A 25,316-nucleotide genomic window follows, 5' to 3' on the forward strand; every position below is an offset into this window, starting at 1 on the left:
GGCGGGTTGGATTCCTCCGGGATCAGGAACAACCGCCATTGCCGGAAACGCCGGCCGAGACCTACGCGGCTGGACCAGACCGACAACGGGATGGACAGCACCAGGCTGCCGACGATCGGCAGCAGCCACCACAGGAAGCCGGGGTTGAGCCAGTACACGCCGCCGGCCCAGGCGATGCCCAGCAGCGTGTCGCCGAGGTGGCGGCGGATGGCCTCACGCCAGGGCGTTTCGGCATCCTCGCGCGGCGGCGATGTCCAGCGCACCGCACGCCCGAGCAGGGCCATGACCACGTAACGGGTGTGGAACAGCATGCGGATCGGCGCCAGCAGCGCGGAGAACAACCCCTCCAGCAGCAGGCTGGCGAGCAGTCGACCGGCCCCCCCATAGAAGCGCGCCTGCCAGGCCAGGAGCAGACGCAGCACGGCCAGCAGCTTCGGCAGCAGCAGCAGCGCGGCGGTGGCGCCGAACAAGGACACCGCCCATTCCGGCCGCCAGCGCGGCCAGATCGGGAACAGCTGATAGGGTTCGGTGAAATAGGCCGGCGGTACAAGGGTGTGGATCGCCAGCAGGGCGGTGGACAGTACCAGGAACAGGAACCACAGCGGCGCCGACAGATAGGCCATCACGCCGGTCATGAACACGGCGCGGTGCGCGGGGTGCAGGCCCTGGGCCAGGAACAGGCGGAAATTCTGCAGATTGCCCTGGCACCAGCGCTGGTCGCGCCGCAGCTCGTCCAGCAGCGTGGGCGGCATCTCCTCGTAGCTGCCCGGCAGGTCGTAGGCCATCCACACACCCCAGCCGGCACGGCGCATCAGCGCCGCCTCGACGAAATCATGGCTCATGATCTCGCCCGCCAGTGCGCCGCGGCCCGGCAGTTTGCCGAGCGCGCAGTGCGCCATGAACGGCGCCACCCGGATGATGGCGTTATGACCCCAGTAGTGCGACTCGCCCAGCTGCCAGAAATGCAGGCCGGCGGTGAACAGCGGGCCGTACACGCGGTTGGCGAACTGCTGGATGCGCGCGTACAGCGTCTCGCGCCCGGCTGCCTGCGGTGCGGTCTGGATGATGCCGGTGGTCGGGTTGGCCTCCATCAGCTGCGCCAGCTTCACCAGGCAGTCGCCGCTCATCACGCTGTCGGCGTCGAGGATGACCATGTAACGGTAGGCTGAGCCCCAGCGCCGGCACCAATCGGCGATGTTGCCGCTCTTGCGCTTGAGGCGCAGCTGCCGGCGGCGGTAGAACACCCGGCCGAAGCCGTGCACGTCTTCGCACAGCTTGAGCCAGGCCTCGAGCTCGGCCACGCGCGTGTCGGGATCGGAGCTGTCGCTGAGCACGTAGAAATCGAAGTGCGCCAGCTGACCGGTGCGTGCCAGCGAGGTGTAGGTCGCGCGCAGGCCGGCAAATACGCGCGCCACGTCCTCGTTGCAGATCGGCATGAGGATGGCGGTGCGCACGTCGGCCGCCAGCGGCTGCAGGCGGCTGCGCGAGATGGCATAGCGGTCCCAGCCCGTGACCAGCACCAGAAAGCCCGACAACGCGGTCCAGAAACCGGCCGAGATCCAGGCGAACAGCACGACGTAGACGCTCAGCAGAATGAGTTCCAGCCAGTGCCGGCCCTGATAGGGCAGTACCGCGGTCATATAGCCGGTGGCCACCGCGGTCTGCCCGAAGATCAGGGCCAGCAGGATCAGGCGGCGCACGAGCGCCTGTGCCTGCCAGGGATGGTGGCGCGGCGGCGGTGCCGGGCCGGCCTCGGGCGGCTGCATGAGTCGGCGGCGCCCGAACAGCCGTGTCTTGAGCGCACGCACCAGCCGCCGCAGCGGGTGACGGTCGAGCGGTTGCGGGCGCATGCGGCTGCGGGTCATGGGCGGTGTCAGCTGCAGGCGTATCCGGCCATGGCGGTCATGCTGCAGGGGCACGCCCGGGTGGCGCAGCCGCAGACGCGCGGCGATGGAGGTCTGCGACGGGCTTGTCGCGGGGGCATCGGCACCGTCGGCCAGTGCCTGGTGCAGTCGGGTATAGGCGCCGGTCTGGCCGCCAGCCTGCACGTGTTCCAGCAACCGGCGGCGACACGCTGCGTCCAGCGGCAGACGCGCGGCGTAGGCCGCCAGGCGGTCGGCAGGAACCTCGGCTGCGGTCACGGCTCAACCATCAGGGCAGCACATAGCTCCAGGTCTCGGAGGCGATCTTGCCGTCCACACGCAGCGTGACCCGCATCTCGACCGGCTGTTCGTCCTTGCGCTTGAGCCGGAACGATACCCGCCAGCCGCCATCGGCCTGGTTGCGGAAGGACTGCTTCTCCAGGATCTCGGCGTTGTCGCCGGCCCAGATCGCCGCCTCCGGCTTGACGTCCCGGCCGCGCCTGCGCAGTGCGCTGTCGTCGAAGTCGATCACGAAGCGCAGACTGTCATCTACCTCCTTGCGATAACCGTGGCCGCGCCGTGTCTGGCTGACCCAGGCCAGAGGCGGCTGCGTCAGCTGCTTCAGCTGCCAGGACAGCCGGTACTGCAGCTCGAACGGCTGGCCCGGCGGCGGCAGCTCGGCCGGTACCCAGTAGGCGACGATGTTGTCGTTGGTCTCGTCGGGCGTCGGGATCTGCACCAGCTCCACCCGGCCCTTGCCCCAATTGCCCTTGGGCGTGACCCAGGCGCTGGGGCGGCGTTCGTAACGCGCCTCGAGATCCTGGTAGTGGCCAAAGTCGCGGTCGCGCTGCATCAGGCCGAAGCCGCGCGGATTCTCGGAGGTGAAAGAGGTCACCAGAAGCCGCTCCGGGTTGACCAGCGGTCGCCAGACCCACTCGCCATTGCCGGTGTGCAGCTGCAGCCCGTCGGAGTCGTGTACCTCGGGACGGTAGTCCTCGACCTTGGCGGGCTGGTTCTCGCCGAAGTAGAACATGCTGGTCAGCGGCGCGATGCCGAGTTTCTCGACCGGTTCGCGCAGGAACAGCCGCGCACGCACGTCCATCTGCGTTTCGGTGCCGGGCCGCAGCACGAAGCGATAGGCGCCCGTCAACCGCCGGGACTCGAGCAGTGCGAAGATCTCGATCTCGCGCGAATCCGGTTGTGGCCACATCAGCCAGAACTCCGTGAAGGCCGGAAATTCCTCCCCCGACATGGCGGCGGTGTCCACCGCCAGGCCACGCGCCGACAGGCCGTAGAGCTGGTTCTTGCCCAGCGCGCGGAAATAACTGGCGCCGAGGAAGACTGCAATCTCGTCCTTGTAGCTCGGGCTGTTGATCGGATAGTGCACGCGGAAGCCGGCGAAACCGAGGTCTTCGAAGCCGCCGGTGTCGAAGCGATTGGCGCCGTAATCGAAATCCTCGGCGCGGAAACGCAGTTTCTGCACGCCCTCGGCGGTGACCACGTGGATGCGTACCGGTTGGGTAAAAAAGAAACCGGGGTGGAAGAATTGGACTTCGAACGGTGTGCCGTTGCGGCGCCACAAGGCGCGCTCGGGGCGGAAGCGGATGTCGCGGTATTGGTCGTAGTTCAGCTCGCGCAGCACCTTGGGCAGTTCGTTCTTCGGCTCGCGCCAGGGTTCCGCCGCCAACGTCTGCGCACGTCGCGCCACGTCGTTGAAGCCGAAGGCCCAGGCGGGGGCGGGCAGGGCGGTGGCGAGCAACAGGCCGCCGAGGAGCAGACACCGCATTCGGTGTGAGGCAATGACGCGCATGGAACAGACAGCCGGGTTGTGACCGCGGCTATTGTATACGGCTCATCGAGCTCTGCGCGCTGGACCCGCGCCTCGCGCGCAGTCCGAATTTCTTGCGTGTTGGGGGTAGCCCCGCGCATGCGGGGCTATGCCTGCCCGGAGGGCATGACTAATGTCCGGGGATACCTTCGGCGCCGGGGCGGAAGCGATAGACCTGGTAGGGGGCGTGCCGGCGCACGCTGGCGGGCGGCAGGCCGATGACCTGGTGCAGGCTGCTGCAGGTGACGTACAGCCAGCCGCCGGGGCCGAAGGAAAAGCCGTCCGGCCAGCGCAGCATCGGATCCTTGACCAGGGTGCGCAGCCGGCGCTGCGGGTCCAGGCGCAGGATCGCGGAGTGCTCCGGATCACTGATGTAGATATTGTCCTGCGTGTCCATGGTGATGCCGTCGCTCATGGTCTTGAGCGCGAAATTCTCCACGCGCAGGCCGAGGGCCTCCGGCGCCAGGCTTTCGTCGAGCAGGTCGGCGGTGCGGATGCGGTACAGGTGGTTGTTGCTGACCGGCGCGAAGTACAGCCACTCGCCGCGCGTGTCGAGCGCGATCGAATCCACGCCCGGGCGGATCGCGACCAGGCCGAAGGCCTCCATGCGCCGGCCCTGCACGACGGGTACATACTTCTCGGCGATCACGGACGGGTGCCCCTCCAGCAGCCGGCGTGCAGTTTGCCGTTCCACGTCATAGACGATCAGCGCCGGCGTCAGCGCAAAGAAGCTGGCGTCGGCGATATAAATGAAGCGCCCGTCGGGCGACACCTGGAAATCATTCAGGTGCGAACCCAGCCCGGCGATGGTTTTCGGGAACACGTATTCATGCACCGCCTGACCGCTGGCCAGGTCGAAGGCCAGCAGGCGGCCGGGCTCGGCGCCGTGGTGGCCGTTGTCCAGCGTCCACAGGCGGTTGAAGCGGTCGATGCGCAAGCTGAGCACGCTGCGGAAATAGCGCGGGTTGCCGCTGCCGGTCTGGAAGGACAGATCCGGGTAGGGCTGCGGCCGGCGGTTGACCAACTCCGCGACCTTGATCTCGGGCCGCGCCTCGGGGTGCAGGGTGATGAACACCCGGCCGTCGGCCGACACCGCGATATTGCCGGGCGGCGTGTCGAGGTCGGCGACTTTCTCCAGTACGCTGGCCGGCAGCGCCGGCTGCTCGCTGCGGTCCGGGAAGGCCTGGCCGCCGCCGTAGCGCAGCTTCAGCGTCACGGCCAGCCCGGCGCCGGCCAGCAGGACCAGCACCAGAAACCCGGCGAGCAGCCGCTTGAAGAAACGCATCATGAACCCATCTCATAATCCCGCGCGGCCGCGACCGTGGTGCTTTTGGCCCAGGGCGCGGCGCGACGAGCGTGGTGTACTAACTGTACACGAGCGAGTCGCAACAAAGCCCTGGGCCAAAAGCGCCCGGTCCCGAAGGGTTACGGCCGAAATGCGCGGCTGCTGTGTTGCGCGGCTTGCCCAGACCCTTCCAGTATGGGCTGCGCCGCGCGCCTTGCATCCGCGCATTTCGACCCGTAACGCGGCTCACGGGGGATGATGAGATGGGTTCATGGCAGGGACTCCGGCGCGATCTCGGCGGCGGCCTCCTCCGGCACCGGCAGGGCCTGCTCGAACAGCGGGCGGAAGCGGTTGACGATCAGGCAGAACAGCTCGGCGGTGCGCTCGGTGTCATAGCGCGCCGAGTGCGCGGCCTCGTCGTCCCAGGGCAGGCCGAAGGCCTCGACCGCGCGCCGCAGCACGGTCTGGCCGCAGGCCACGCCGGCCAGGGTCACGGTGTCGAAGGTGCTGAAGGGGTGGAACGGGTTGCGCTTGAGGCCGGCGCGCTCGGCGGCGGCGTACAGGAAGCTGTGGTCGAAGCTGGCGTTGTGCCCGACCAGCACGGCGCGCGTGCAGCCGTATTCCTGCATCGCCTCGCGCACCGCCTTGAAGATGCGGCCGAGCGCGTCCTTTTCCTCCAGCGCGGGCCGCAGCGGGTGCCAGGGGTCGATGCCGTTGACCTTGAGCGCCGCCTCTTCGATCTTCGCGCCGGCGAAAGGCTTGACGTGGAAGCTGTAGGTGTCGCGGGGATGCAGGTTGCCCTCGCCATCCATGCCGAGGATCACGGCGGCGATCTCCAGCAGGGCGTCGGTCCTGGGGTTGAAGCCGCCGGTCTCCACGTCCACCACCACCGGCAGGAAGCCGCGGAAGCGGCGCGCCATGGGCGTGTGTTTTTCACCCACCCCCTTGACGGGGGAGAACTCCGTTTTTGCTCCCTCCCCCTTGACGGGGGAGGGTGGGGGTGAAACGGGCGCGCTCATCACCCCCTCCCTAACCCTCCCCCATCGAGGGGGAGGGAACCTGCCGCCATTTCAGTGTTTCACCCGCGCACATCGGCACCAGCTCCTGCCCGCCGGCAAACGGATAGCTGGCCGGTACGGTCCAGCTTTCGCGCCGCAGGGTGACGGTGCCGGTGTTGCGCGGCAGTCCGTAGAAATCCGCGCCATGAAAGCTGGCGAAGGCCTCGAGTCGCTCCAGCGCGCCGGCCTGCTCGAACACGGTGGCGTACAGCTCCAGCGCGGCATGCGCCGTGTACATGCCGGCACAGCCACAGGCCGCTTCCTTGGTGTGGCGCGCATGCGGGGCGCTGTCGGTGCCGAGGAAGAACTTGGGGTTGCCGCTGGTGGCGGCCTCCAGCACCGCCAGCCGGTGCGGTTCCTTCTTGAGCACCGGCAGGCAGTAGTGGTGCGGGCGGAGGCCGCCGTCGAACAGCGCGTTGCGGTTGTACCACAGGTGCTGCGGCGTGATGGTGGCGGCGACATTGGCGTGCGCGCCCTTCACGAACTGCACCGCCTCGGCGGTGGTGATGTGCTCGAACACGATCTTCAGCGTGGGGAAGGTCCAGGTGATCGGCAGCAGGACCGTCTCGATGAAGCGCGCCTCGCGCTCGAACACGTCCACCGCGGCGTCGGTGACCTCTCCATGTACCAGCAGCGGCAGGCCGCGCTCGGCCATGCGCTCCAGCGTCGGGTAGCAGTGCTCGATGTGGCTGACGCCGGCGTCCGAGTGCGTGGTGGCGCCGGCCGGATACAGCTTGACGCCGTGGATCAGGCCGCTGTCGCAGGCGTGGTCGATCTCCTGCGGCGTGGTGACATGGGTGAGATAGAGCGTCATCAGCGGCTGGAAATCGCTGCCGTCGGGGCGCGCTGCCAGGATGCGCTGGCGGTATTCGCGCGCCATCGCCGTGTTGGTGATCGGCGGCTTGAGGTTGGGCATCACGATCGCGCGCGCGAACTGGCGCGTCGTGTGCGGCAGCACGCTGGCGAGCGCGGCACCGTCGCGCAGGTGCAGGTGCCAGTCGTCCGGGCGGGTGAGCGTGAGGCTGTCCATGGACGGAAAAGTATCGCACAGCCGCTTGGTGCTAGGATGCAGTGATGCGACGGACTTCCGCTGAACGACTGGTCGGGAATGCGCTGCTGGCCGCCGGCTGCGCCGTCGCTGCCGCGGCACTGGCGGCGGCGGAGGAGGAGCAGGTCCCGCCGGCCGGTACGATCCAGGCCGACGCCGCGGAGCTGCACTGGATGCCGGCGCCGCCGTCGATGCCGCCCGGCACGCGCATCGCCGTGCTCGAGGGCGATCCGGCCTCGGATGGACTGTTCAGCCTGCGCCTGCGCGTGCCGGCCGGCGCGAAGCTGCCGCCGCACTGGCACCCGCGCGACGAGCGCGTCACCGTGCTGTCGGGGCGCGTCGGCGTGGGCTTCGGCGACCGCTTCGACCAGAGCCGCTTGCGCTACTTCGGCGCCGGCGGCTATTACGTCAACCCAGCCCAGAGCCGTCATTTCGTGTATTTCCCCGAGGCCTCGGAAGTGCAGATCACGGGGATCGGGCCCTGGCACGTGCATCCGCTGCGGCAGAAGCCCTGACGCGGCTGCGCCGCTGCGGCGGCCCGCGTATAATTCCGCGCCTTTCCCCACAGCAGGCGGGCGTTCGTCCATGGCGCAGAAGATCAGCAAGGTCGTGCTGGCCTATTCCGGCGGCCTCGACACCTCGGTCATCCTCAAGTGGCTGCAGGACACCTATCAGTGCGAGGTGGTGACCTTCACCGCCGACATCGGCCAGGGCGAGGAGCTGGACTCGGTGCGCCCCAAGGCGCAGCAGTTCGGGGTGAAGGAAATCTTCATCGACGACCTGCGCGAGGAATTCGCCCGCGATTTCGTCTTCCCGATGTTCCGCGCCAACGCGATCTACGAGGGTGAGTACCTGCTCGGCACCTCGATCGCGCGGCCGCTGATCGCCAAGCGCCTGGTCGAAATCGCGAAGCTGACCGGCGCGGATGCGGTCTCGCACGGCGCCACCGGCAAGGGCAACGACCAGGTGCGCTTCGAGCTGGGCGCTTACGCGCTGCTGCCGGGCATCCGGGTGATCGCGCCCTGGCGCGAGTGGGACCTCAACTCGCGCGAGAAGCTGCTGGCCTATGCCGAACGGCATGGCATCCCCATCCAGAAGAAAGGCAAGAAGTCGCCCTATTCGATGGACGCCAACGCGCTGCACATCTCCTACGAGGGCGGCATCCTGGAGGACCCCTGGGCGGAGCCGGAAGAAGACATGTGGCGCTGGACGGTCGCGCCCGAGCAGGCGCCGGATGCGCCCGAGTACGTCGAGCTGACCTATGCCAGGGGCGACATCGTCGCGGTCAACGGCCAGACGCTCACACCCTACGGCGTGCTGGCGAAGCTCAACGAGCTGGGGGCTAAACACGGTATCGGTCGGCTGGACATCGTCGAGAACCGCTACGTCGGCATCAAGTCGCGGGGCTGTTACGAGACCCCCGGCGGCACGATCATGCTGCGCGCGCATCGTGCGATCGAGAGCATCACGGTGGACCGCGAGGTGGCGCACCTGAAGGACGAACTGATGCCGCGCTACGCCAGCCTGATCTACAACGGCTACTGGTGGAGCCCCGAGCGCGAGCTGCTGCAGAAGGTTATCGACGAGTCGCAGCGGCACGTGAACGGCACGGTGCGCGTCAAGCTGTACAAGGGCAACGTCACCGTCGTCGGCCGCAAGTCCGACGGCGACTCGCTCTTCGATGCGGCCATCTCGACCTTCGAGGACGACGCCGGCCGCTACAACCAGAAGGACGCCGACGGCTTCATCAAGCTGAACGCGCTGCGCCTGAAGCTGCAGGCCAAAAGACGCTAGGCGATCGGCTGTGCACAGTCTATGGCCGCGCCGGTAAGGCCATCGCGGACACGCGCACAAGCACGTCCATGTAGCGCTTGAGCCATGGATGGCTGCCTTTGCGTGTCCGGAAAGGCCTTACCCAGGACCGAAGCAAGAGCAGCACGGTAAGCTAGACACCGTGACCGAGCGCACAATCTCCATCCCCGCCCTGGACGGCTACCGGCTGGCGGCCACGCTGTTCCCGCCGACCGCGCCCGACAACGGTATCGTGGTGCAGATCAACGGCGCCACCGGCGTGCGCCGCGAGTACTACCACGATTACGCCCGTTTTCTGGCCGGCTGCGGTTTTCATGTGGTGACCTACAACTACCGCGGCATCGGCGACAGCCGCGACATCGGCTGGCACGGCGCCGAGCCCACGCTGCGGGACTGGGGCGAGAAGGATCTGGCCGGCGTGATCGACTGGATCGCACGCGAATTCCCGCGGCACCGACTGGTCTGCGTCGGCCACTCCGGCGGCGGGCAGTGGCTGGGCCTGGCGCGCAACAACGGCCGTGTACAGGCGCAGCTGGCCATCGCCTCGCCGTCCGGCTACTGGGGCCACTTCCGTGCGCGAGACTGGCCACGGCTGCTGTTCGTCTGGTATCTGCTGGTGCCGCTGGCCACGCGCCTGCTCGGCCGTTTCCCCGGGCGGCTGATCGGTTCCGAGGACCTGCCGCGCGGTGTGGCGCTGGAACGGGCGCGCTGGTGCCGCAATCCGCACTACATCAGCGACCGCGGTGGGCAGCCCTTGCGCGCGCACTTTCACGGCTATCGCGGCCGGCTGCGCTTCTACGTGATCGACGATGACCGTTTCCACGCACCGGCCAACGCCGTGCGCGCGCTCGCCGGTTTCTATGCCTATGCCGACGTGCAGATCCTGCACGTCACGCCCGCCGACTTCGGCGTGACGGCGATCGGGCACTTCGGCTTCTTCCGCGCCGGCATGCCGCCGCAGGCCTGGCAGCAGACCGCCGACTGGCTGTACGAGGCTGCCCGGCCCGATGCCCTGCAGCGGGCCGGCTGATGCGCCTGCTGCCGGTTCTGCTGCTGCCGCTGGTCACCGGCTGCGCCACGCTGGGTTACTACGGGCAGACCGTCGGCGGGCATCTCGAGGTGATGCACAAGCGCGTGCCGCTGGCGCGTGCGCTGGCCGACCCGACGTTGCAGCCGGCGGCGCGCGAGCGCCTGCAGCAGGTGGAGGCCATCCGCCGCTTCGCGGTCGAGGCGCTGGGCCTGCCCGACAATGACAGCTACCGCAGCTATGCCGATCTCGAGCGGCCCTATGTGCTGTGGAACGTATTCGCCGCGCCGGAATTCGAGCTCAAGGCCCTGCAGTCCTGCTTTCCCCTGGTCGGCTGTCTGAGTTACCGGGGCTACTATGCGGAGCGCGACGCGCGCGCGTATGCGGCCGCGCTGCATGCACAGGGCCATGACGTCTACGTCGGTGGCGTGGCGGCCTATTCGACGCTCGGCTGGTTCGCCGACCCGGTGCTGAACACCATGCTGCGCTGGTCGCCGACCGAACTGGCCGGCGTCATATTCCATGAGCTGGCGCATCAGAAGCTGTACGTGCCCGACGACAGCAGCTTCAACGAATCCTTCGCCACCGCGGTGCAGGAGGAGGGCCTGCGCCGCTGGCTGGCGCAGCAGGGTGACGACGACCTGCGGCGCGCCGCGGAGCAGGAGGCACAGCGTCGCGAAGCCTTCCTGCGCCTGGTGGAGGCCACGCGCGTGCGCCTGCAGCAGCTCTACGCCTCAGGGCAGCCGCCGGAGCAGATGCGGGCCGCCAAGGCCGCAGTGTTCGACGAGATGCGTGCCGAATACGCGCAGCTGAAGGCCGCGTGGGGGGGGTACGCGGGCTACGATGCCTGGTTCGGCGCCGACCTCAACAATGCCCGGCTGCTGGCGGTGGCGACCTATCACGAGTGGGTGCCCGCCTTCCGCGCGCTGCTGCGCGATGCGCAGGGCGATCTCGCACGCTTCTACGCCGACGCCGAACTGGCCGCGCGCCTGCCACCGGAGGCACGCCGGCGCTGGCTGTCCGGCTGGCGGGCCGCGGCCGGCGGGCCATGAGCTCCGCCTGCTGAATTTCTACGACTGGACGGCCCGCCCGGGTGCTGGCTAGTCTGCGCCATCACCCCCGAGCCCGAGCCGCCATGCCGTCTGCGCAACGTGTTTCGATCCTGCTGCTGAGTGCCGTCCTGCTGGCCGCCTGCGACGGCTCGGGCGGGAGTGACGGCGGCCGCGATGGCGGCAGCGGCGGGAGCGGCAACAATTTTGTGCTCAAGGCCGAGAGCGCGCTGCCGCCCGGCCAGTCCGGGTTCTTCTCCGTCGCCGGCCAGCTGCGGGGACAGCTGAGCGGCAACCCCGGGGACTATGGCGCGCATGTGGACGACCAGCGCCTGCTGTACTGGAGCTTCGACGCCAAGCCCGGCGCGCTGGGAACCCGGCCCGGAATGCCGGTGGCGCCGAAAGACGGCGTGCAGGTCTACCGCGATGCCTACGGTGTACCGATCGTCTATGCCGACACCGTGCGCGATCTGTGGTTCGGGGTCGGTTACGCGGTGGCCCAGGACCGCCTGTTCCTGATGGACGCGGTACGCCGCACCGGCGCCGGCACCCTGGCCGAGCTGACCGGCTGCGGCGGCGTGCCGGCCGACGTGCAGCAACGCATCGTCGGCTATACCGATGCCGAGTACCAGGCGATGTTCGAGCGCCTGTCGCCGGACGCCCGCGATGCGGTGCTTGGCTACGTGGACGGCGCCAACGCCTGGCGCGCTGCGGTGCTGCAGGATCCCGGCAAGCTGCCGGCCGAGTACGCGCTGCTGACCTCGGTCCCGGCCGAGTTCACGGTCAAGGACGTGCTGGCCGCCGGCGTTTACATCACGCGCTTCGTCGCCGCCGAGGGTGGCAACGAGTTCCTCAACATCCGCATGCTCAAGGCGCTGGAGGCAGCCTACGGCTCGCGCGACGAGGCCAAGAAGGCCTTCCAGGACATGACTTGGCTCGAGGATGGCAAGGCCGCGGTGTCGGTGCCGCGCTCGGTCGGTACTTTCTCCAACCAGCCGGAGCCGGCGGCCGGGCGCGAGGCGGTATTCAACCAGATGGCCGACTGGGCGCTGGCGCTGCCCGAAACGATCTGGAAGGGGCCGGGCACCGGGCACAGCGCGCCGCCATTCCCCTGTTCGCAGCCGTCGCTGGCGATGCGGCCGGGCGGTGCGGGCGACCTGGGCGCGCGCGAGGTACGCCACGGCCGGGTGCCGGGCCGGGCGAATCCGGCGCTCGAGCCTCCAGGGACGGATTTACGGCGTGCCAGCGACGGGTTTGCCCGACCCGGTACTCGGCGCGAACACAAGGAGACAGTCGCAGTCGCCCGCAACATCGTGCTCGCCCTGCAGGAACTGCGCGCCTACCTGCACGGGGGCTCGATGGCCTACGCCATCGGCCCCACGCGCACGCGCGACGGCGGCACGCTAATGGTCAGCGGCCCGCAGCTCGGCTACAGCTACCCGCTATTGCTGGTGGAGTACGAAATCCACGGCGCCGGCTATCACGCACGCGGGACCTCGGTGCCGATCCTGCCCACGGTCGGCATCGGCTACACGGAACATGCCGCCTGGGGCCTGACCACCGGCTACAGCAAGACCATCGACAGCTTCATCGAAACGATATGCTCGAACGCGCAGCAGCAGGCCGGCACCTGCCGCGCCAACCAGTACTTCCATGACGGCCAGTGGAAGGACATGGACTGCCGCAGCGAGACCTTCAACTACCGCGCCGCCAGCAACGGCGTTCCGTTCGGTCCGCCCAGCCTGAGCACGACGCAGCAGGTCTGCCGCACGGTGCACGGCCCGGTTGTGGCGCGCGACGACGCGGCCGGGCGGGCGCGCTCGCTGCAGTACGCCATGTTCGGGCGCGAGATCGAGACGATCGAAGGCATCCTGGCGTGGAACCGCGCGCGCTCCTTCGCCGAGTTCAAGGCCGGCGTGGAGAAGGTCACCTGGAACGAGAACGTGACCGTGGCCACGCGCGACGGGCACATCGCCTATTTCCATCCGGGGCTATTCCCGGCGCGCGCGGCGAACACCGACATGCGCCTGCCGATCCCCGGCACCGGCGAGTACGACTTCGGCGCGCCGCTGCCGTTCGCGCAGCTGCCGCAGGCCATCGACCCGCCGCAGGGCTTCGTCGCCAACTGGAACAACAAGCCCGCCTACGGCTGGCTGGACGGCGAGGGCATGGGCGCCACCTCGCGGCCGGGCGGGCCGGGCCAGCGCGTCACCGCCATCCAGGACCTGCTGGCGACGCGCAGTGACTGGAGCTTCGCCGACCTGCGCAGCATCGATCGGCACCACGGCACCACCGACCCGCGCGCGCGCGAATACCTGGCGGTGATCCAGTCGTTCCGCGCCTCCGCGGCGGCCCAGCTCGACGACACGCAAAAGGCCGCGCTCGACCTGATGCTGAACTGGGATCGCCTCCATTACGGGCCGGGCATCGACCTGGCCGACGCCGAGGCCAGGGACGGTCCGGCGGCGACGGTCTTCGGCGAGTACGTGGTCGCGCTGCGTGACGAGCTGTTCGCGGAACTCAGGAACCATGTCATCGACCCGGGTGTGCCGGACAGCGATCCGAACAATCCCGCGCCGGAGGCAGGCCTCACGGTCTATGGCCGCCTGGCCGGTGTCGGCAGCCACGTGTTCGACCAGTCGGTGATGGACAACCTGGTGCTGCGGGTGCTGAATCCCGCGAGCTCCAGCCTGCCGCTGCGCCGCGACTACACCGGTGGCCGCGATCGCGATGGGGTGATGAAGGCGGCGCTGGAGACGGCGCTGTCGCGCCTGGCCGATGCCTACAACGGCGGCGCGCCGCTGGCACCGGCGGACCTGGACAAATGCCGACGCGTGCATCCGCGCAGCCGCATCTGCTCACTGACCGGCGTGGTCGGGCCGGGCTCGGACACGCTGCCGGGTACCAGCTGCGTCACCATGCCGTACCAAGACCGCGGTTCCTGGGTGCACCGGGTCGGCTACGAAAATCCCTGAACGCGGCTCGGTTCCCCGGCCCGGGGCCTTTCAGCCGGCGTGATTCACCACCTGTCCCGCGCCGCCGGCCTGCAGCGCCTGGGTCACGTCCAGCGGTAGCGGCGTCTTGGTCAGTGTCGCGCTGTCCACCAGCACGTAGATGGTCTCCGCCGAGGCGGTCACGGCCTCCGTTCCGGCAATGCGGAACTCGAAGGCGAGCGTGAACGAAGTGCGGCCGATGTGCTTGCACCACACCGTAATCTCGGCCACGTCATCGAAGCGGATCGGCGCCTTCCACTCGATCGTCTGCTTCACCAGCTGGTAGTCGAAGGCGCCGCTGATCAGGTCGGCGGGGCGCGGCAGCACCGCGCGCAGGAATTCCAGACTGGCCAGGTCGATGTAATCGCCGTAGCGCGCGTTGAACACGACCTTCTGCGCGTCGCACTCGCCGTAGCGCACGCGCAGGCGATAGCGGAATTTATCCGCCATGGCGCTCTTACATCACCGGCTTGATGCCGAGCTCGCCGAAGCCCTTGGCGGCGTAGTTCTCGCGGAACAGGTCACGCAGTTTGCTGGCGGAGGCGTCGTAGCCGGCCTTGTCCTGCCAGGCGTTGCGCGGGTTGAGGATCTCGGGCGGCACGCCGTCCACCGCCTTGGGCATCTTCAGGTTGAAGACGGGGTGCATCTCGAAGCCGACCTTGCCGTCGTCCAGGTCGCCGCGCAGGGCAGCGTTGAGCAGCGCGCGGGTGTGTTTGATCGAGATGCGTTTGGCCTCGCCGGCGGGGCCGCCGGACCAGCCGGTGTTGAGCAGCACGCAGCGCGCCTTGTGCTGCTTCATCTTGTCCGCGAGGATGCGCGCGTACACGCTCGGCTTCTGCGACATGAACGGGCCGCCGAAGCAGGCGCTGAAGGTCGCGGTCGGCTTGTTGATCCCGACCTCGGTGCCGGCCAGGCGCGCGGTGAAGCCGGACACGAAGTGGTACATCACCTGGTCCTCGTCCAGCACCGAGATCGGCGGCAGCACGCCGAAGGCATCGGCGGTCAGCAGCACGATGGTCTCGGGATGCGGTCCCCGGGCGCCCTCGGCGACATTGGGGTTGCAGGACAGGGGATAGGAGAAGCGGGTGTTTTCAGTGATGGAGCTGTCGTTGAGGTCAAGCTCCTGCGGGTCGGTGTCTTCGAGCCGCTTACCCGGCAGTGGTGGCACGTTCTCGATGATCGTGCCCGGCATGGACAGCGCGGCGGCGATGATGGGCTCGGCTTCCTTGTCCAGGTTGATGAGCTTGGCGTAGCAGCCGCCCTCGAAATTGGACACGCCGCTCGTCGTCCACAGATGCTCGTCGTCGCCGATCAGCTGGCGGTCGGGATCGGCCGACAGCGTAGTCTTGCCGGTGCCGGACAGGCCGAACAGGATCGCGCCGTCGCCGCGCGCGCCGACGTTCGCCGAGCAGTGCATGGACAGCTGGCCGGCCTCCGGCATCAGGAAGTTCATGACCGTGAACATGGTCTTCTTGTTCACGCCGCAGTAGTCGGCGCGGCCCAGCACCAGCGCGATGCGGTTCTTGAAGTCCACGATCACCGCGCGGCGCGACAGCGTGCCGTCGCGTTCCGGCTCGCAGTGGAAGGAGGGCACGTTGAGCAGCGTCCAGCGCTTGCCGTCGGGATCCCGGATGCCCTCGACCTTGTTGGGGAACATATTGCCGACGAACATCGCGTGCGTGGCGTACTCGCTCACCAGGCGGAACGGCGCGGCGAACTCGGGGTCCACGCCGCAGAACACGTCACGCACGTACAGCGTGCCGCCCCGCTGGTTCAGGTGCTCGACCACGCGCTTGAGCAGCGCCGGGTATCTGACCGGGTCGAATTTCTTGAAGTCGTTCTTCCACCACACCTTGCCCTCGATCTCGGGCCAGGCGACGCAGAAGGTGTCCTGCACGGGGCGGCCGGTGCAGGAGGGATCGGAATAGAACACCAGCGGACCCTTGACGCCCAGCTTGGTCGCGTAGGCCTTGTGCTCGTTGTCCGGGCCGTCCGGGCGGATGCGCCCGCGGTCGTTGCGGATGGCCTCGTAGAAGAGTTCTTCGGAGCTCAGGTTGTGCTTGTAGTTGACGGTCTTGAGCCCGAAGAGCTTCTCGAGGTCCTTGCGGAAATCCATGCGTGTTACCTGTTGGGTGGGTGGCAGTAAGCCAGATTACGCTGCCGTGACGGCAAACCGAGGCGCAAAGGCTACTGTTCCGGCTGCGGCGAGGCAAGAGCCGCACGCAAAATCAGGGACTTAAGCGCTCGATTGACCACGAAAAGCCCCCGATCTGCGGGCTTTCGGCCAGGACCACATCGCCGGGCACGAGGGGGCCGACCCCCGGCGGGGTGCCGGTGAAAATGAGATCGCCCGGCAGCAGCCGCCAGCTGCGGCTCAGGATCTCGATCAGCCGCGCCGGCGGGTAGAGCATGTCGCGGGTATTGCCGCGCTGCCGGAGCTGGCCGTTGACGCGCAGTTCCAGGTCGATGCTGCCCAGGTCGAGCCCGGGGTGGAAGGGCACGCGCGTGCCGATCGGCGCGCTGTGGTCGAAGGCCTTGCACAGCTCCCAGGGTGAGCCATTCTGCTTGAGCCGCTGCTGCAATTCGCGCAGGGTGAGGTCGAGGCCGAGCGTGACCGCGCCGATGTGCCTCAGCGCCTGCGCCGCCGGGATGTGGCGTCCGCCGGTGCCGATTTCCAGCACCAGTTCCAGCTCGTGGTGCACCGCGCCGCGGTCGGTGGGAATCGGAACGGCCTGGCCGGCCGGCACCAGGCTGGTGTATGGCTTCATGAACACGATGCAGTGCCCGGCGTCGGCGTCGCCCAGCTCGCGGATGTGCTCGGCGTAATTGCGGCCGATGCAGAAGACGCGCGGCGCGCGGGCGGGCTCAGCCGGCACGCGGCATCCGGCTGAAGTTGGCGCGCAGCGCCGCCTGCGCTTCCTCGCTGAACCAGTTCTCGAGCAGTTCGTCGATGATCGCGTCGCGGTGGTCGAGATCGCGGTGCACGTCCTCATGGAAGCTGTCGCGCATGGCGTTCATCGCGGCCTCCGGCAGCGCCAGCAGTTTTTCGCAGTACAGCAGCGACAGACGCAGCACGGCGCCGGGCGGGGTGATCTCGTCCACCAGGCCGATGTTGAGCGCCTCCTCGGGACTCAGCAGCTGGCCCTCGACCAGCATGCGCTCGGCCACGCGATGGCCGACCAGGCGCGCCAGCACGTGGCGGATCGGTCCGGGCACGATCACGCCCTGGCGCACCTCGTGCAGACCGATCTGGAAATTGCCCTCGGACATGATGCGGTAGTCGCAGAACAGGGCCAGAATGGTGCCGCCGGCCGGCGCGTGACCGGTGATGGCGGCGATGACCGGGATCGGCGAGCGCCCGAGCGCCACGCACAGGTCATGGAACTGCACGAAGAACTGCTGCGTCTGTGCGCGGTTGAGCGTCAGCAGCTCGGCCGCGTCCACGCCGGTCGAGAACACGCCCGGCAGGCCGGACAGGACGATGGCGCGGCAGTCGCCGCGCTGGGCCTTCTGCAGGGCCTGCAGCAGCTCGCCCACCAGCGCCGGGTTCAGCGCATTGAACGGCGCGCGGTTCATGCGCAGTTCCAGCACTTGCCCGTGTGCGATCCGCTCGATCAGGGTCATCGGGATTGCCTCCCCTTCCAGGACCAGTATAGACGAGGCGGGATCAATCCCGTGTTTTGGGCCGGAATTCGCACAGATCCCGGATCACGCAGCGCGGGCACTCGGGCTTGCGCGCCTTGCAGACGTAGCGGCCGTGCAGGATCAGCCAGTGGTGCGCGTCGCGCCGGAATTCCTCGGGTGTGAATTTGAGCAGCTTCTCTTCGACCTGGCGCACGGTCTTGCCCGGCGCCAGCCCGGTGCGGTTGGCGACGCGGAAGATGTGCGTGTCCACCGCGATGGTCGGCTCGCCGAAGGCGGTGTTGAGGATCACGTTGGCGGTCTTGCGACCGACGCCCGGCAGCGCCTCCAGCGCCACACGGCTGCGCGGCACCTCGCCGCCGTGCTCGCGCAGCAGGATCTCGCAGGTCTTGAGGATGTTCCGGGCCTTGGTGTTGTAAAGACCAATCGTGGCGATGTAGGACTTCAGCCGCGCTTCGCCGAGCGCGAGAATCGCCGCCGGGGTGTTGGCCACCGGGAACAATTTGGCGGTGGCCTTGTTCACACCCACATCCGTGCTCTGCGCCGACAGGATCACGGCCACCAGCAGCTCGAAGGGTGTGCGGTAATGCAGCTCGGTGGTGGGCGTCGGGTTGGCCGCGCGCAGGCGGCGGTAGATTTCAGCGCGCCTGGCCGGGTTCATGGCGGATGCGTGCGGCGCGCAGCCGCAGCTTCTCGTCGCGTTCGCGCTGCTCGCGCGCCAGCCGCGCCCGGCGCGCGCGGATGCGCATGCGCCAGCGTGCGGCCAGTTGCGCCGGTGCGGCGGATTCATCCGTGCGCGGGCGCATGACGATGCAGTCGGTGGGGCAGACCGGCAGGCATTTCTCGCAGCCGGTGCAGTCGGCCGCGATGACGGTGTGCAGGAACTTGTGCGCGCCGACGATCGCGTCGGTGGGGCAGACCGCCAGGCAGCGCGCGCAGCCGATGCAGTTTGGTTCGTCGATGAACGCGACGGGGGGCAGACGGCTCATTCGCCTATTCTGTCGCTATCCGTCATTCCGGCGGAAGCCGGAAGCCAGAGCATTATCTGGTCGAGGCACTGGCTCCCGGATATCGCCCCCGATAACGGGCGATTCCGGGATGACCCGTGTTCATGACGCGGGTCATTTCACCCGCATGCCGGGCTGCGCGCCGGTGTCCGGTGACAGGATGAACAGGTCCTTGCCGCCGGGCCCGGCGGCCAGCACCATGCCCTCGCTCAGGCCGAACTTCATCTTGCGCGGCGCGAGGTTTGCGACCACCACCGTGAGCCGGCCCTCCAGCTGCTCGGGCGCGTAGGCCGACTTGATGCCGGCGAAGACAGTGCGCTGGCCCAGCTCGCCCAGGTCCACGGTCAGGCGCAGCAGCTTGTCGGCGCCCTCGACATGCTCGGCCTTGACGATGCGTGCGATGCGCAGGTCCACCTTGGCGAAGTCGTCGATGGCAATAACCCCCGCACCCTGGCCCTCCCCCACGGAGGGGGGAGGGGACTTCTCTTTCACGCCCTTCCCCGCAAGCGGGGGAGGGGACTTGGCTTTCTCACCCTCCCTTTTGATGGGGGAGGCTTGGGGTGGGGGTGCCTGGGCGCTCATGGGCTTCATGTCCTCTTTCGATTCTTCGACCATCGCCTTGACGGCGGCGGGATCGATGCGCGCCATTAAATGTTCGTAGGCTGAAATGCGTCGAGGCAGCCGTTTCACCAGCTGGAACGATGCCGGTTCCTCGATGCCGAACAGGGCGAGCGCCTTGCGGGCCGTCGCCGGGAGAACGGGCGCCAGATAGAGCGTCAACACATAGAACGCACACAGAGTGTCCGTGCAGACGTCTTGCAAACGCCCGTGCTGCGCCGGGTCCTTCGCGAGCAGCCAGGGTTTGCGCTCGTCCCATGTGGCATTGATGAAATCGGCCAGGCGCATCGCTTCGCGTACGACGCGCGCGAAATCTCTCGCCTCATAGGCATCCCGGAAGCTGTCTTCCTCGGCCCACAACAGGGTCGTGCAGGGCCTCGCAGTCGATCCGGACAGCGCGCTGAGCCGATGGTCGAAGTGGCGGTTGATGAAGCTGGCGGCACGGCTGGCGATGTTCACGTACTTGCCGATCAGGTCCGAGTTCACACGCGCGACGAAGTCATCGAGGTTGAGGTCGATGTCGTCCACGCCGTCCGACAGCTTGGCCGCGTAGTAGTAGCGCAGGCACTCCGGGTTCAGGTGCCTCAGGTAGGTCTCGGCGCGGATGAAGGTGCCGCGGCTCTTGCTCATCTTCTCGCCGTTGACGGTGAGATAACCGTTGACCGACAGCCCGGTCGGCTGGCGCAGGCCCGCGCCCTTGAGCATCGCCGGCCACATCAGGCCGTGGAAGTTGACGATGTCCTTGCCGATGAAGTGCCAGACCTCGGTGTCCGAGCCGGCGTCCCAGAATTCCCGCCAGTCCTTGCCCTGGCGGTCGTACAGGTTCTTCAGGCTGGCGAGGTAGCCGATTGGGGCATCCAGCCAGACATATAAGTACTTGCCCGGCGCGCCCGGGATCTCGAAGCCGAAGTAGGGCGCGTCGCGCGAGATGTCCCAGTCGCGCAGCCCGGAGTCGAGCCACTCCCTGAGCTTGTTGGCGACCGCGGGGTGCAGCCGGCCGGACTCGATCCATGCCGCCAGCTGGTCCGCGAATCGGCTGAGCTTGAAGAAATAATGCTCCGAGGGCCGCAGCACCGGCCTTGCCCCGGAAACCACCGAGTAGGGGTTCTTCAGGTCGGTCGGCGAATAGGTCGCGGCACAATTCTCGCAGGCGTCGCCGTACTGGTCCTTGGCGCCGCACTTCGGGCACTCGCCCTTGATGTAGCGGTCCGGCAGGAACATGGCCTTGACCGGATCGTAGAGCTGCTCGATGGTGTGCCTTTCGATATGCCCGGCCTGGTCCAGCAGCGTGTAGAACAGCTCCGACAGTTCTTTGTTCTCGGGGGAGTGCGTCGTGTGGTAGTTGTCGAACGCGACGCCGAAATCCCGGAAGTCACGCCGGTGCTCGTCCAGCACGCGCGCGATCAGCTGCTCGGGCGTGACGCCGTCGGCCTCGGCCTTGAGCATGATCGGAGTGCCGTGCGCGTCGTCGGCGCAGACATACGTGACGTCGTGGCCCTGCATGCGCTGGAAGCGCACCCAGATGTCGGCCTGGATGTAGCCCACCAGATGCCCGAGGTGGATCGGCCCGTTGGCATAGGGCAGGGCGTTGGTGACGAAGATTTTTCTTTTCGGTCCGGACACGGCGCACACCCGCGAAACAGGCGCGGATTATGCCATACGGCGCCATGCGCCCCTGTGCGCGATGCTAGAATCGCCGGACTTTCGAGAGCGCTGCATGAGCCAGAAGCCGCCCATTCCGGGCATCCAGCACATCGTCGCCGTGGCCAGCGGCAAGGGCGGCGTGGGCAAGTCGACGGTCGCCGCCAATCTGGCGCTGGCGCTGGCGGCGGAAGGCCGGCGCGTCGGCGTGCTCGACGCCGACATCTACGGCCCCAGCCAGCCGCGCATGCTGGGCGCGGAAAAGGCGCAGCTCGAATCGCCGGACGGCAAGCGGCCGCACCCGGTCCGGGCCCACGGCCTGCAGACCATGTCGATCGGTTACCTGGTCGCGGAAGACACGGCCATGATCTGGCGCGGGCCGATGGCGACCCAGGCGCTGCACCAGCTGCTCAATGACACGCTCTGGGACAGGCTGGACGTGCTGGTGGTGGACCTGCCGCCGGGCACCGGCGACATCCACCTCAGCCTGGTGCAGAAGATCCCGTTGTCCGGCGCGGTGATCGTGACCACGCCGCAGGACATCGCGCTGCTCGATGCGCGCAAGGGTCTGCGCATGTTCCAGAAGGTCAGCGTGCCGGTGCTGGGCGTGATCGAAAACATGAGCACGCACGTGTGTTCGAAGTGCGGCCACGAAGAACCCATTTTCGGCCAGGGCGGCGGCGCGAACCTGGCGGCGGAGGAAGGCATCGAACTGCTCGGTCAGATCCCGCTCGACATGCGTATCCGCGAGCAGGCCGACGGCGGCCGGCCGACGGTCGTCGCCGAGCCGGACTCGGATGTCGCGCGGCGCTACCGCGAGATCGCGCGCCGGTTGTGGGCGAAGCTGTCGCAGGGTGGCACCGCGCCGCCCTTTCCGAAAATCACCCTCGAGGACGACTGAAGCGATGAGTATCAAATCCGACCAGTGGATCCGGCGCATGGCCGCGCAGGGCATGATCGAGCCCTACGAGCCCGGCCAGGTGCGCGAGAACGGCGCCGGCAAGATCGTCAGCTACGGCGTATCCAGCTACGGCTACGACGTGCGCTGCGCGGACGAGTTCAAGATCTTCACCAACATCAATTCCACCATCGTCGATCCCAAGGCCTTCGACGCCAAGAGCTTCGTGGACTTCAAGGGCGACTGCTGCGTGATTCCGCCCAATTCCTTCGCCCTGGCGCGCACGGTGGAGTACTTCCGCATCCCGCGCAACGTGCTGGTGATCTGCCTGGGCAAGAGCACCTACGCGCGCTGCGGCATCATCGTCAACGTCACGCCGCTGGAGCCGGAGTGGGAAGGGCATGTCACGCTGGAGTTTTCCAACACCACGCCATTGCCGGCCAAGATCTACGCCAACGAAGGCGTGGCGCAGATGCTGTTTCTGGAATCGGACGAGGTCTGCGAGACCTCGTACAAGGATCGCGGCGGCAAGTATCAGGGCCAGAAGGGCGTGACACTGCCAAAAACGTAACTCGTGAAGCGAGTTACGTCCCGGCGAAGCCCGCTCCTGCGCGGCCGTAATCGGCGTATCAATCCACGGGGCTGTCAGGCAGCGTCTCGATCTTCAGCCGCATCACCGCACCCTTGCCGCGCTGGCGCTCCACGCGCACCGGCAGATAATCCAGCGACGGCGCCAGCCACAGCCGCAGCTGTTTCCTGCTGTCGTCGGTCCGGTCCAGGCGGATGGCCTCCAGCCGTCCGAGCGGCGTGTCCAGTGCCTCCCGCCCGGTGACGCGGAAACTGTAATCCTTCTCCTTGTCCTCCTCGACCACCACCAGGCTGATCGGGCGCGTGGGCAAGCTGCCGCCGGCGTCGCTGAGCTGTTTGCGCAGCGCGATCTGCAGCGACAGCGGATCCACCCCGTCCGCCAGCAGCTTGCGGCTCGCGCCGTCATCGCTGCGCACGACGCGGTTCACCCAGTCGAAGTTCAGCACGTAGTTGTCGCCCTTGCCACCTTCCTCGAGGGTCTTGTAGGACAGCGGCCGGATCTTGCCGCCGACGATACAGAAGTGGCTTTGCTCGACGGTCTCGCCGGCCAGCAGCGCGGCGAGTCCCTCGGGACGCACAGTACCGTGATACAGGTAGCAATCCGTGCCTTGCGGCGAGAGCGTGAAGCGCGCGCGGCCGAGCAGGGTGCTGTCACGCTCGACCTGGTAGATGGCGGTGAAATTCGAGAGCACGTCGGCCCGGACAGCCGCGGGCAACAGTACCGCTGCAAGCGATAGCAGCGCCGCCGCGATTCTTTCCTTAGCCATGTTCCGTCTCCGTTTGCAGTATCTCCAGTTGCAGCGGTGCAGTCAGCGCGCGCCCGTCCAGCCAGACGGTGTCATCGCGCATCTGCAGGCGCCCGGCGCAGGCCCAGGCCAGCACCTCGGGGTAGATGACCTGTTCCACATCACGCATGACGCGCTCGGCCAGTGCCTCCGGGCTGTCACCCGGCTTTACCGGCACGCGTCCCTGCAGGATCACCGGTCCGCCATCCACCGCCTCGGTGACGAAGTGTACGCTGGCCCCGTGCCAGCGCTCGCCCGCGGCCAGCACGCGGGCGTGTGTGTTCAGTCCGGGATACTTGGGCAACAGCGATGGATGAATGTTCAGCAGCCTGCCACGGTAGCGCTGAACGAACTCTGAACCCAGGATGCGCATGAAGCCGGCCAGCGCGATGAAGTCGGGCCGGTGCCGGTCGATGGCCGTGGCCAGGGCGGCGTCGAAGGCCGCGCGATCCGGGTGGTCGCGATGGTTGACGACGGCGAGTGTGATCCCCGCAGCCTGTGCATGGACAAGACCGGCTGCCTCGGGGTTGTTGCTGATGACGGCCGCGATTTCGCCACGGATACGGCCGGCGCGCTGTGCCGCCAGGATCGCCTGCAGATTGCGTCCGGTGCCCGAGATCAGCACCACCAGACGACTCATCCGTGCACCGTGTCAGCTCAGGACGACCTGCGGCCGGTCATCCGGCTGCGCGATCACCTCGCCGATCAGCGCAGGCGACTCGCCGGCGGCGCGCAGCTGTGCCAGCGCGGCTTCGGCCTGCGCGGCGGGTACGATCGCCACCATGCCGATGCCGCAGTTGAAGGTGCGGTGCATTTCGGCTTCCTCCACACCGCCCTCGTGCTGCAGCCAGTCGAAGATGGCAGGCCGCGACCAGGCCTTGCGCTCGATGCGCACCGCCGTGCCGGCCGGCAGCACACGCGGGATGTTCTCCAGCAGCCCGCCGCCGGTGATGTGCGCCAGTGCGTGCACCGGCAGCTGCCGCATCAGCGCCAACAGCGGCTTCACGTAGATGCGCGTCGGCGCCAGCAGCGTGGCGCCGAGCGTGGAGTCGCCGAAGGGCTGGCCGAGGTCGTGGTCGCCGACCTCGAGGATCTTGCGGATCAGCGAATAGCCGTTGGAGTGCGGGCCGGAGGAGGCGAGCCCGATCACCGCGTCGCCGATGCCGACCTTACGGCCGTCGAGGATTTCGTCCTTCTCCACCACGCCGACGCAGAAGCCGGCGAGGTCGAAGTCGCCGAGCGCGTACATGCCCGGCATCTCGGCGGTCTCGCCGCCGATCAGCGCGCAGCCGGCCTGGCGGCAGCCCTCGGCGATGCCGCGGATCACGTCGGCAGCGGCACGGCGATCGAGCTTGCCGGTGGCGTAGTAGTCGAGGAAGAACAGCGGCTCGGCGCCCTGCACCAGCACGTCGTTGACGCACATCGCCACCAGGTCGATGCCGACGGTGTCGAAGCGGCGCAGCTGGATCGCGAGCTTGAGCTTGGTGCCGACGCCGTCGGTGCCGGACACCAGCACCGGCTGGCGGTAACGGCCCGGCGGAATCTCGAACAGCGCGCCGAAGCCGCCGAGTCCGCCCAGCACCTCGGGGCGGCGCGTGCTGGCCACCACCGCGCCGATGTCGTCCACCAGCGCGTCGCCCTCGTCGATGTCGACACCGGCATCGCGATAGCTGAGCGAAGGTTTCGGGCCGGGCTTGGGGCTGCGCATGCGGTGAGAGGTCTGGGGTTTTCGGGCTTGGCGCCGCTGTGGGTATGGTATTGTAGCACCCGCGTTTTGTCCGGCGGCCAGACACGTGTTGCCATGACCCGCTGCGAGTCTTTCCGCGCTTTTCTCCCGCTCCGCTGGCTGCTGCTGGTGCTGGTCGTGTGCGCGTGGCCGGCGCAGGCGGCGGTCATCGCGCCGCGCAACCTGTACGAAGGCGAGGTCCAGATCGATCCGCAGAACCCGCCGGCTCGCGATGCGCTGCTGCGCCAGGCGCTGGGCCAGGTGCTGGTGCGTGTGACCGGCGACCGCGACATCGCCAAGCGCAAGGCCGGCCTCGAGTTGATGAAGCTCGCCACGCGCCTGGTGCAGCAGTACGACTACGACCGCCGGCCCGCGCCGCCGGTCAAGGGCGTGACACCACCGGTGCCGGCCCCCGAAATCAAGGTATTTCGCGCGCGCTTCGACGCGCG

The 25,316-nt window shown here is 68.0% G+C and carries 23 protein-coding genes; 8 read left to right on the top strand and 15 right to left on the bottom strand.

Features of this window, described 5'->3' with window-relative positions; all coding sequences use genetic code 11:
- From mdoH to pyrC, 5 genes are all read right to left on the bottom strand, one after another.
- A partial coding sequence (mdoH, locus tag VNJ47_12840; GenBank protein HXG29719.1) for a glucans biosynthesis glucosyltransferase MdoH occupies positions 1-2,141 on the bottom strand: 2,141 nt, incomplete at its 3' end.
- A 10-nt stretch (positions 2,142-2,151) separates the two neighbouring features.
- Positions 2,152-3,648, bottom strand: a complete 1,497-nt coding sequence (locus VNJ47_12845; protein HXG29720.1) for a glucan biosynthesis protein G — start codon at positions 3,646-3,648, stop codon at positions 2,152-2,154.
- A 172-nt stretch (positions 3,649-3,820) separates the two neighbouring features.
- Positions 3,821-4,978 (bottom strand): L-dopachrome tautomerase-related protein, encoded by a 1,158-nt coding sequence (locus VNJ47_12850; GenBank protein ID HXG29721.1) that lies wholly within the window; start codon positions 4,976-4,978, stop codon positions 3,821-3,823.
- 266 nt (positions 4,979-5,244) lie between these two features.
- Positions 5,245-5,895: a ribonuclease T gene (rnt, locus tag VNJ47_12855; GenBank protein ID HXG29722.1), complete on the bottom strand. Its 651-nt coding sequence runs from the start codon at positions 5,893-5,895 to the stop codon at positions 5,245-5,247.
- Positions 5,896-6,004: 109 nt separating this feature from the next.
- On the bottom strand, positions 6,005-7,063 hold the full coding sequence (gene pyrC, locus VNJ47_12860) for a dihydroorotase (GenBank protein ID HXG29723.1): 1,059 nt from the start codon (positions 7,061-7,063) through the stop codon (positions 6,005-6,007).
- Between the two features lie 44 nt (positions 7,064-7,107).
- On the opposite strand from pyrC, the gene VNJ47_12865 reads away from it, so the two are divergent.
- From VNJ47_12865 to VNJ47_12885, 5 genes are all read left to right on the top strand, one after another.
- A complete protein-coding gene (locus VNJ47_12865; GenBank protein HXG29724.1) occupies positions 7,108-7,596 on the top strand; it encodes a cupin domain-containing protein in 489 nt (162 codons plus the stop codon).
- Positions 7,597-7,666: 70 nt separating this feature from the next.
- Complete coding sequence (locus tag VNJ47_12870; GenBank protein ID HXG29725.1) at positions 7,667-8,875, top strand: argininosuccinate synthase; 1,209 nt, start codon at positions 7,667-7,669, stop codon at positions 8,873-8,875.
- Positions 8,876-9,035: 160 nt separating this feature from the next.
- A complete protein-coding gene (locus VNJ47_12875) occupies positions 9,036-9,923 on the top strand; it encodes an alpha/beta fold hydrolase (GenBank protein ID HXG29726.1) in 888 nt (295 codons plus the stop codon).
- The gene (locus tag VNJ47_12880; protein HXG29727.1) at positions 9,923-10,972 is read left to right on the top strand and encodes an aminopeptidase; all 1,050 of its coding nucleotides are present in this window, start codon (positions 9,923-9,925) and stop codon (positions 10,970-10,972) included. The genes VNJ47_12875 and VNJ47_12880 overlap by 1 nt, the downstream gene beginning before the upstream one ends.
- An 83-nt stretch (positions 10,973-11,055) precedes the next feature.
- Complete coding sequence (locus VNJ47_12885; GenBank protein HXG29728.1) at positions 11,056-13,944, top strand: penicillin acylase family protein; 2,889 nt, start codon at positions 11,056-11,058, stop codon at positions 13,942-13,944.
- Between the two features lie 30 nt (positions 13,945-13,974).
- On the opposite strand, the gene VNJ47_12890 is transcribed toward VNJ47_12885, so the two are convergent.
- The 7 genes from VNJ47_12890 to metG all read right to left on the bottom strand — a co-directional run bounded on the left by VNJ47_12890 (position 13,975) and on the right by metG (position 20,852).
- A complete protein-coding gene (locus VNJ47_12890; GenBank protein ID HXG29729.1) occupies positions 13,975-14,412 on the bottom strand; it encodes an acyl-CoA thioesterase in 438 nt (145 codons plus the stop codon).
- Between the two features lie 7 nt (positions 14,413-14,419).
- Positions 14,420-16,078, bottom strand: a complete 1,659-nt coding sequence (locus tag VNJ47_12895) for a phosphoenolpyruvate carboxykinase (ATP) (GenBank protein ID HXG29730.1) — start codon at positions 16,076-16,078, stop codon at positions 14,420-14,422.
- Between the two features lie 112 nt (positions 16,079-16,190).
- Positions 16,191-16,838, bottom strand: coding sequence for a fumarylacetoacetate hydrolase family protein (locus VNJ47_12900; GenBank protein ID HXG29731.1), 648 nt, complete (start codon positions 16,836-16,838; stop codon positions 16,191-16,193).
- Positions 16,828-17,586 (bottom strand): enoyl-CoA hydratase/isomerase family protein, encoded by a 759-nt coding sequence (locus tag VNJ47_12905; protein ID HXG29732.1) that lies wholly within the window; start codon positions 17,584-17,586, stop codon positions 16,828-16,830. The genes VNJ47_12900 and VNJ47_12905 overlap by 11 nt, the downstream gene beginning before the upstream one ends.
- 43 nt (positions 17,587-17,629) lie before the next feature.
- Entirely contained in the window at positions 17,630-18,265 is a 636-nt protein-coding gene (gene nth, locus VNJ47_12910) for an endonuclease III (GenBank protein HXG29733.1), read from the bottom strand.
- On the bottom strand, positions 18,243-18,593 hold the full coding sequence (locus VNJ47_12915; GenBank protein ID HXG29734.1) for an RnfABCDGE type electron transport complex subunit B: 351 nt from the start codon (positions 18,591-18,593) through the stop codon (positions 18,243-18,245). Before VNJ47_12915 ends, nth begins: the two co-directional genes overlap by 23 nt.
- A gap of 132 nt (positions 18,594-18,725) precedes the next feature.
- A complete protein-coding gene (gene metG, locus VNJ47_12920; GenBank protein HXG29735.1) occupies positions 18,726-20,852 on the bottom strand; it encodes a methionine--tRNA ligase in 2,127 nt (708 codons plus the stop codon).
- A 94-nt stretch (positions 20,853-20,946) separates the two neighbouring features.
- Between metG and apbC the strand changes: the two genes are divergently transcribed.
- Positions 20,947-21,771: an iron-sulfur cluster carrier protein ApbC gene (apbC, locus tag VNJ47_12925; protein HXG29736.1), complete on the top strand. Its 825-nt coding sequence runs from the start codon at positions 20,947-20,949 to the stop codon at positions 21,769-21,771.
- Between the two features lie 4 nt (positions 21,772-21,775).
- A complete protein-coding gene (dcd, locus tag VNJ47_12930) occupies positions 21,776-22,339 on the top strand; it encodes a dCTP deaminase (protein ID HXG29737.1) in 564 nt (187 codons plus the stop codon).
- A gap of 58 nt (positions 22,340-22,397) precedes the next feature.
- On the opposite strand, the gene VNJ47_12935 is transcribed toward dcd, so the two are convergent.
- Genes VNJ47_12935 through purM form a run of 3 tightly spaced genes read right to left on the bottom strand, consistent with a single transcriptional unit; the run spans position 22,398 to position 24,849 of the window.
- Positions 22,398-23,123, bottom strand: coding sequence for a DUF3108 domain-containing protein (locus VNJ47_12935; GenBank protein ID HXG29738.1), 726 nt, complete (start codon positions 23,121-23,123; stop codon positions 22,398-22,400).
- Positions 23,116-23,781, bottom strand: a complete 666-nt coding sequence (gene purN / locus VNJ47_12940) for a phosphoribosylglycinamide formyltransferase (GenBank protein ID HXG29739.1) — start codon at positions 23,779-23,781, stop codon at positions 23,116-23,118. Before purN ends, VNJ47_12935 begins: the two co-directional genes overlap by 8 nt.
- Positions 23,782-23,793: 12 nt before the next feature.
- On the bottom strand, positions 23,794-24,849 hold the full coding sequence (purM, locus tag VNJ47_12945) for a phosphoribosylformylglycinamidine cyclo-ligase (protein HXG29740.1): 1,056 nt from the start codon (positions 24,847-24,849) through the stop codon (positions 23,794-23,796).
- 93 nt (positions 24,850-24,942) lie between these two features.
- On the opposite strand from purM, the gene VNJ47_12950 reads away from it, so the two are divergent.
- Positions 24,943-25,316: DUF2066 domain-containing protein (locus VNJ47_12950; protein ID HXG29741.1), on the top strand; the 374-nt coding region annotated here is incomplete at its 3' end.

The sequence above is a fragment of the Nevskiales bacterium genome (assembly GCA_035574475.1).
Lineage (GTDB): Bacteria > Pseudomonadota > Gammaproteobacteria > Nevskiales > DATLYR01 > DATLYR01.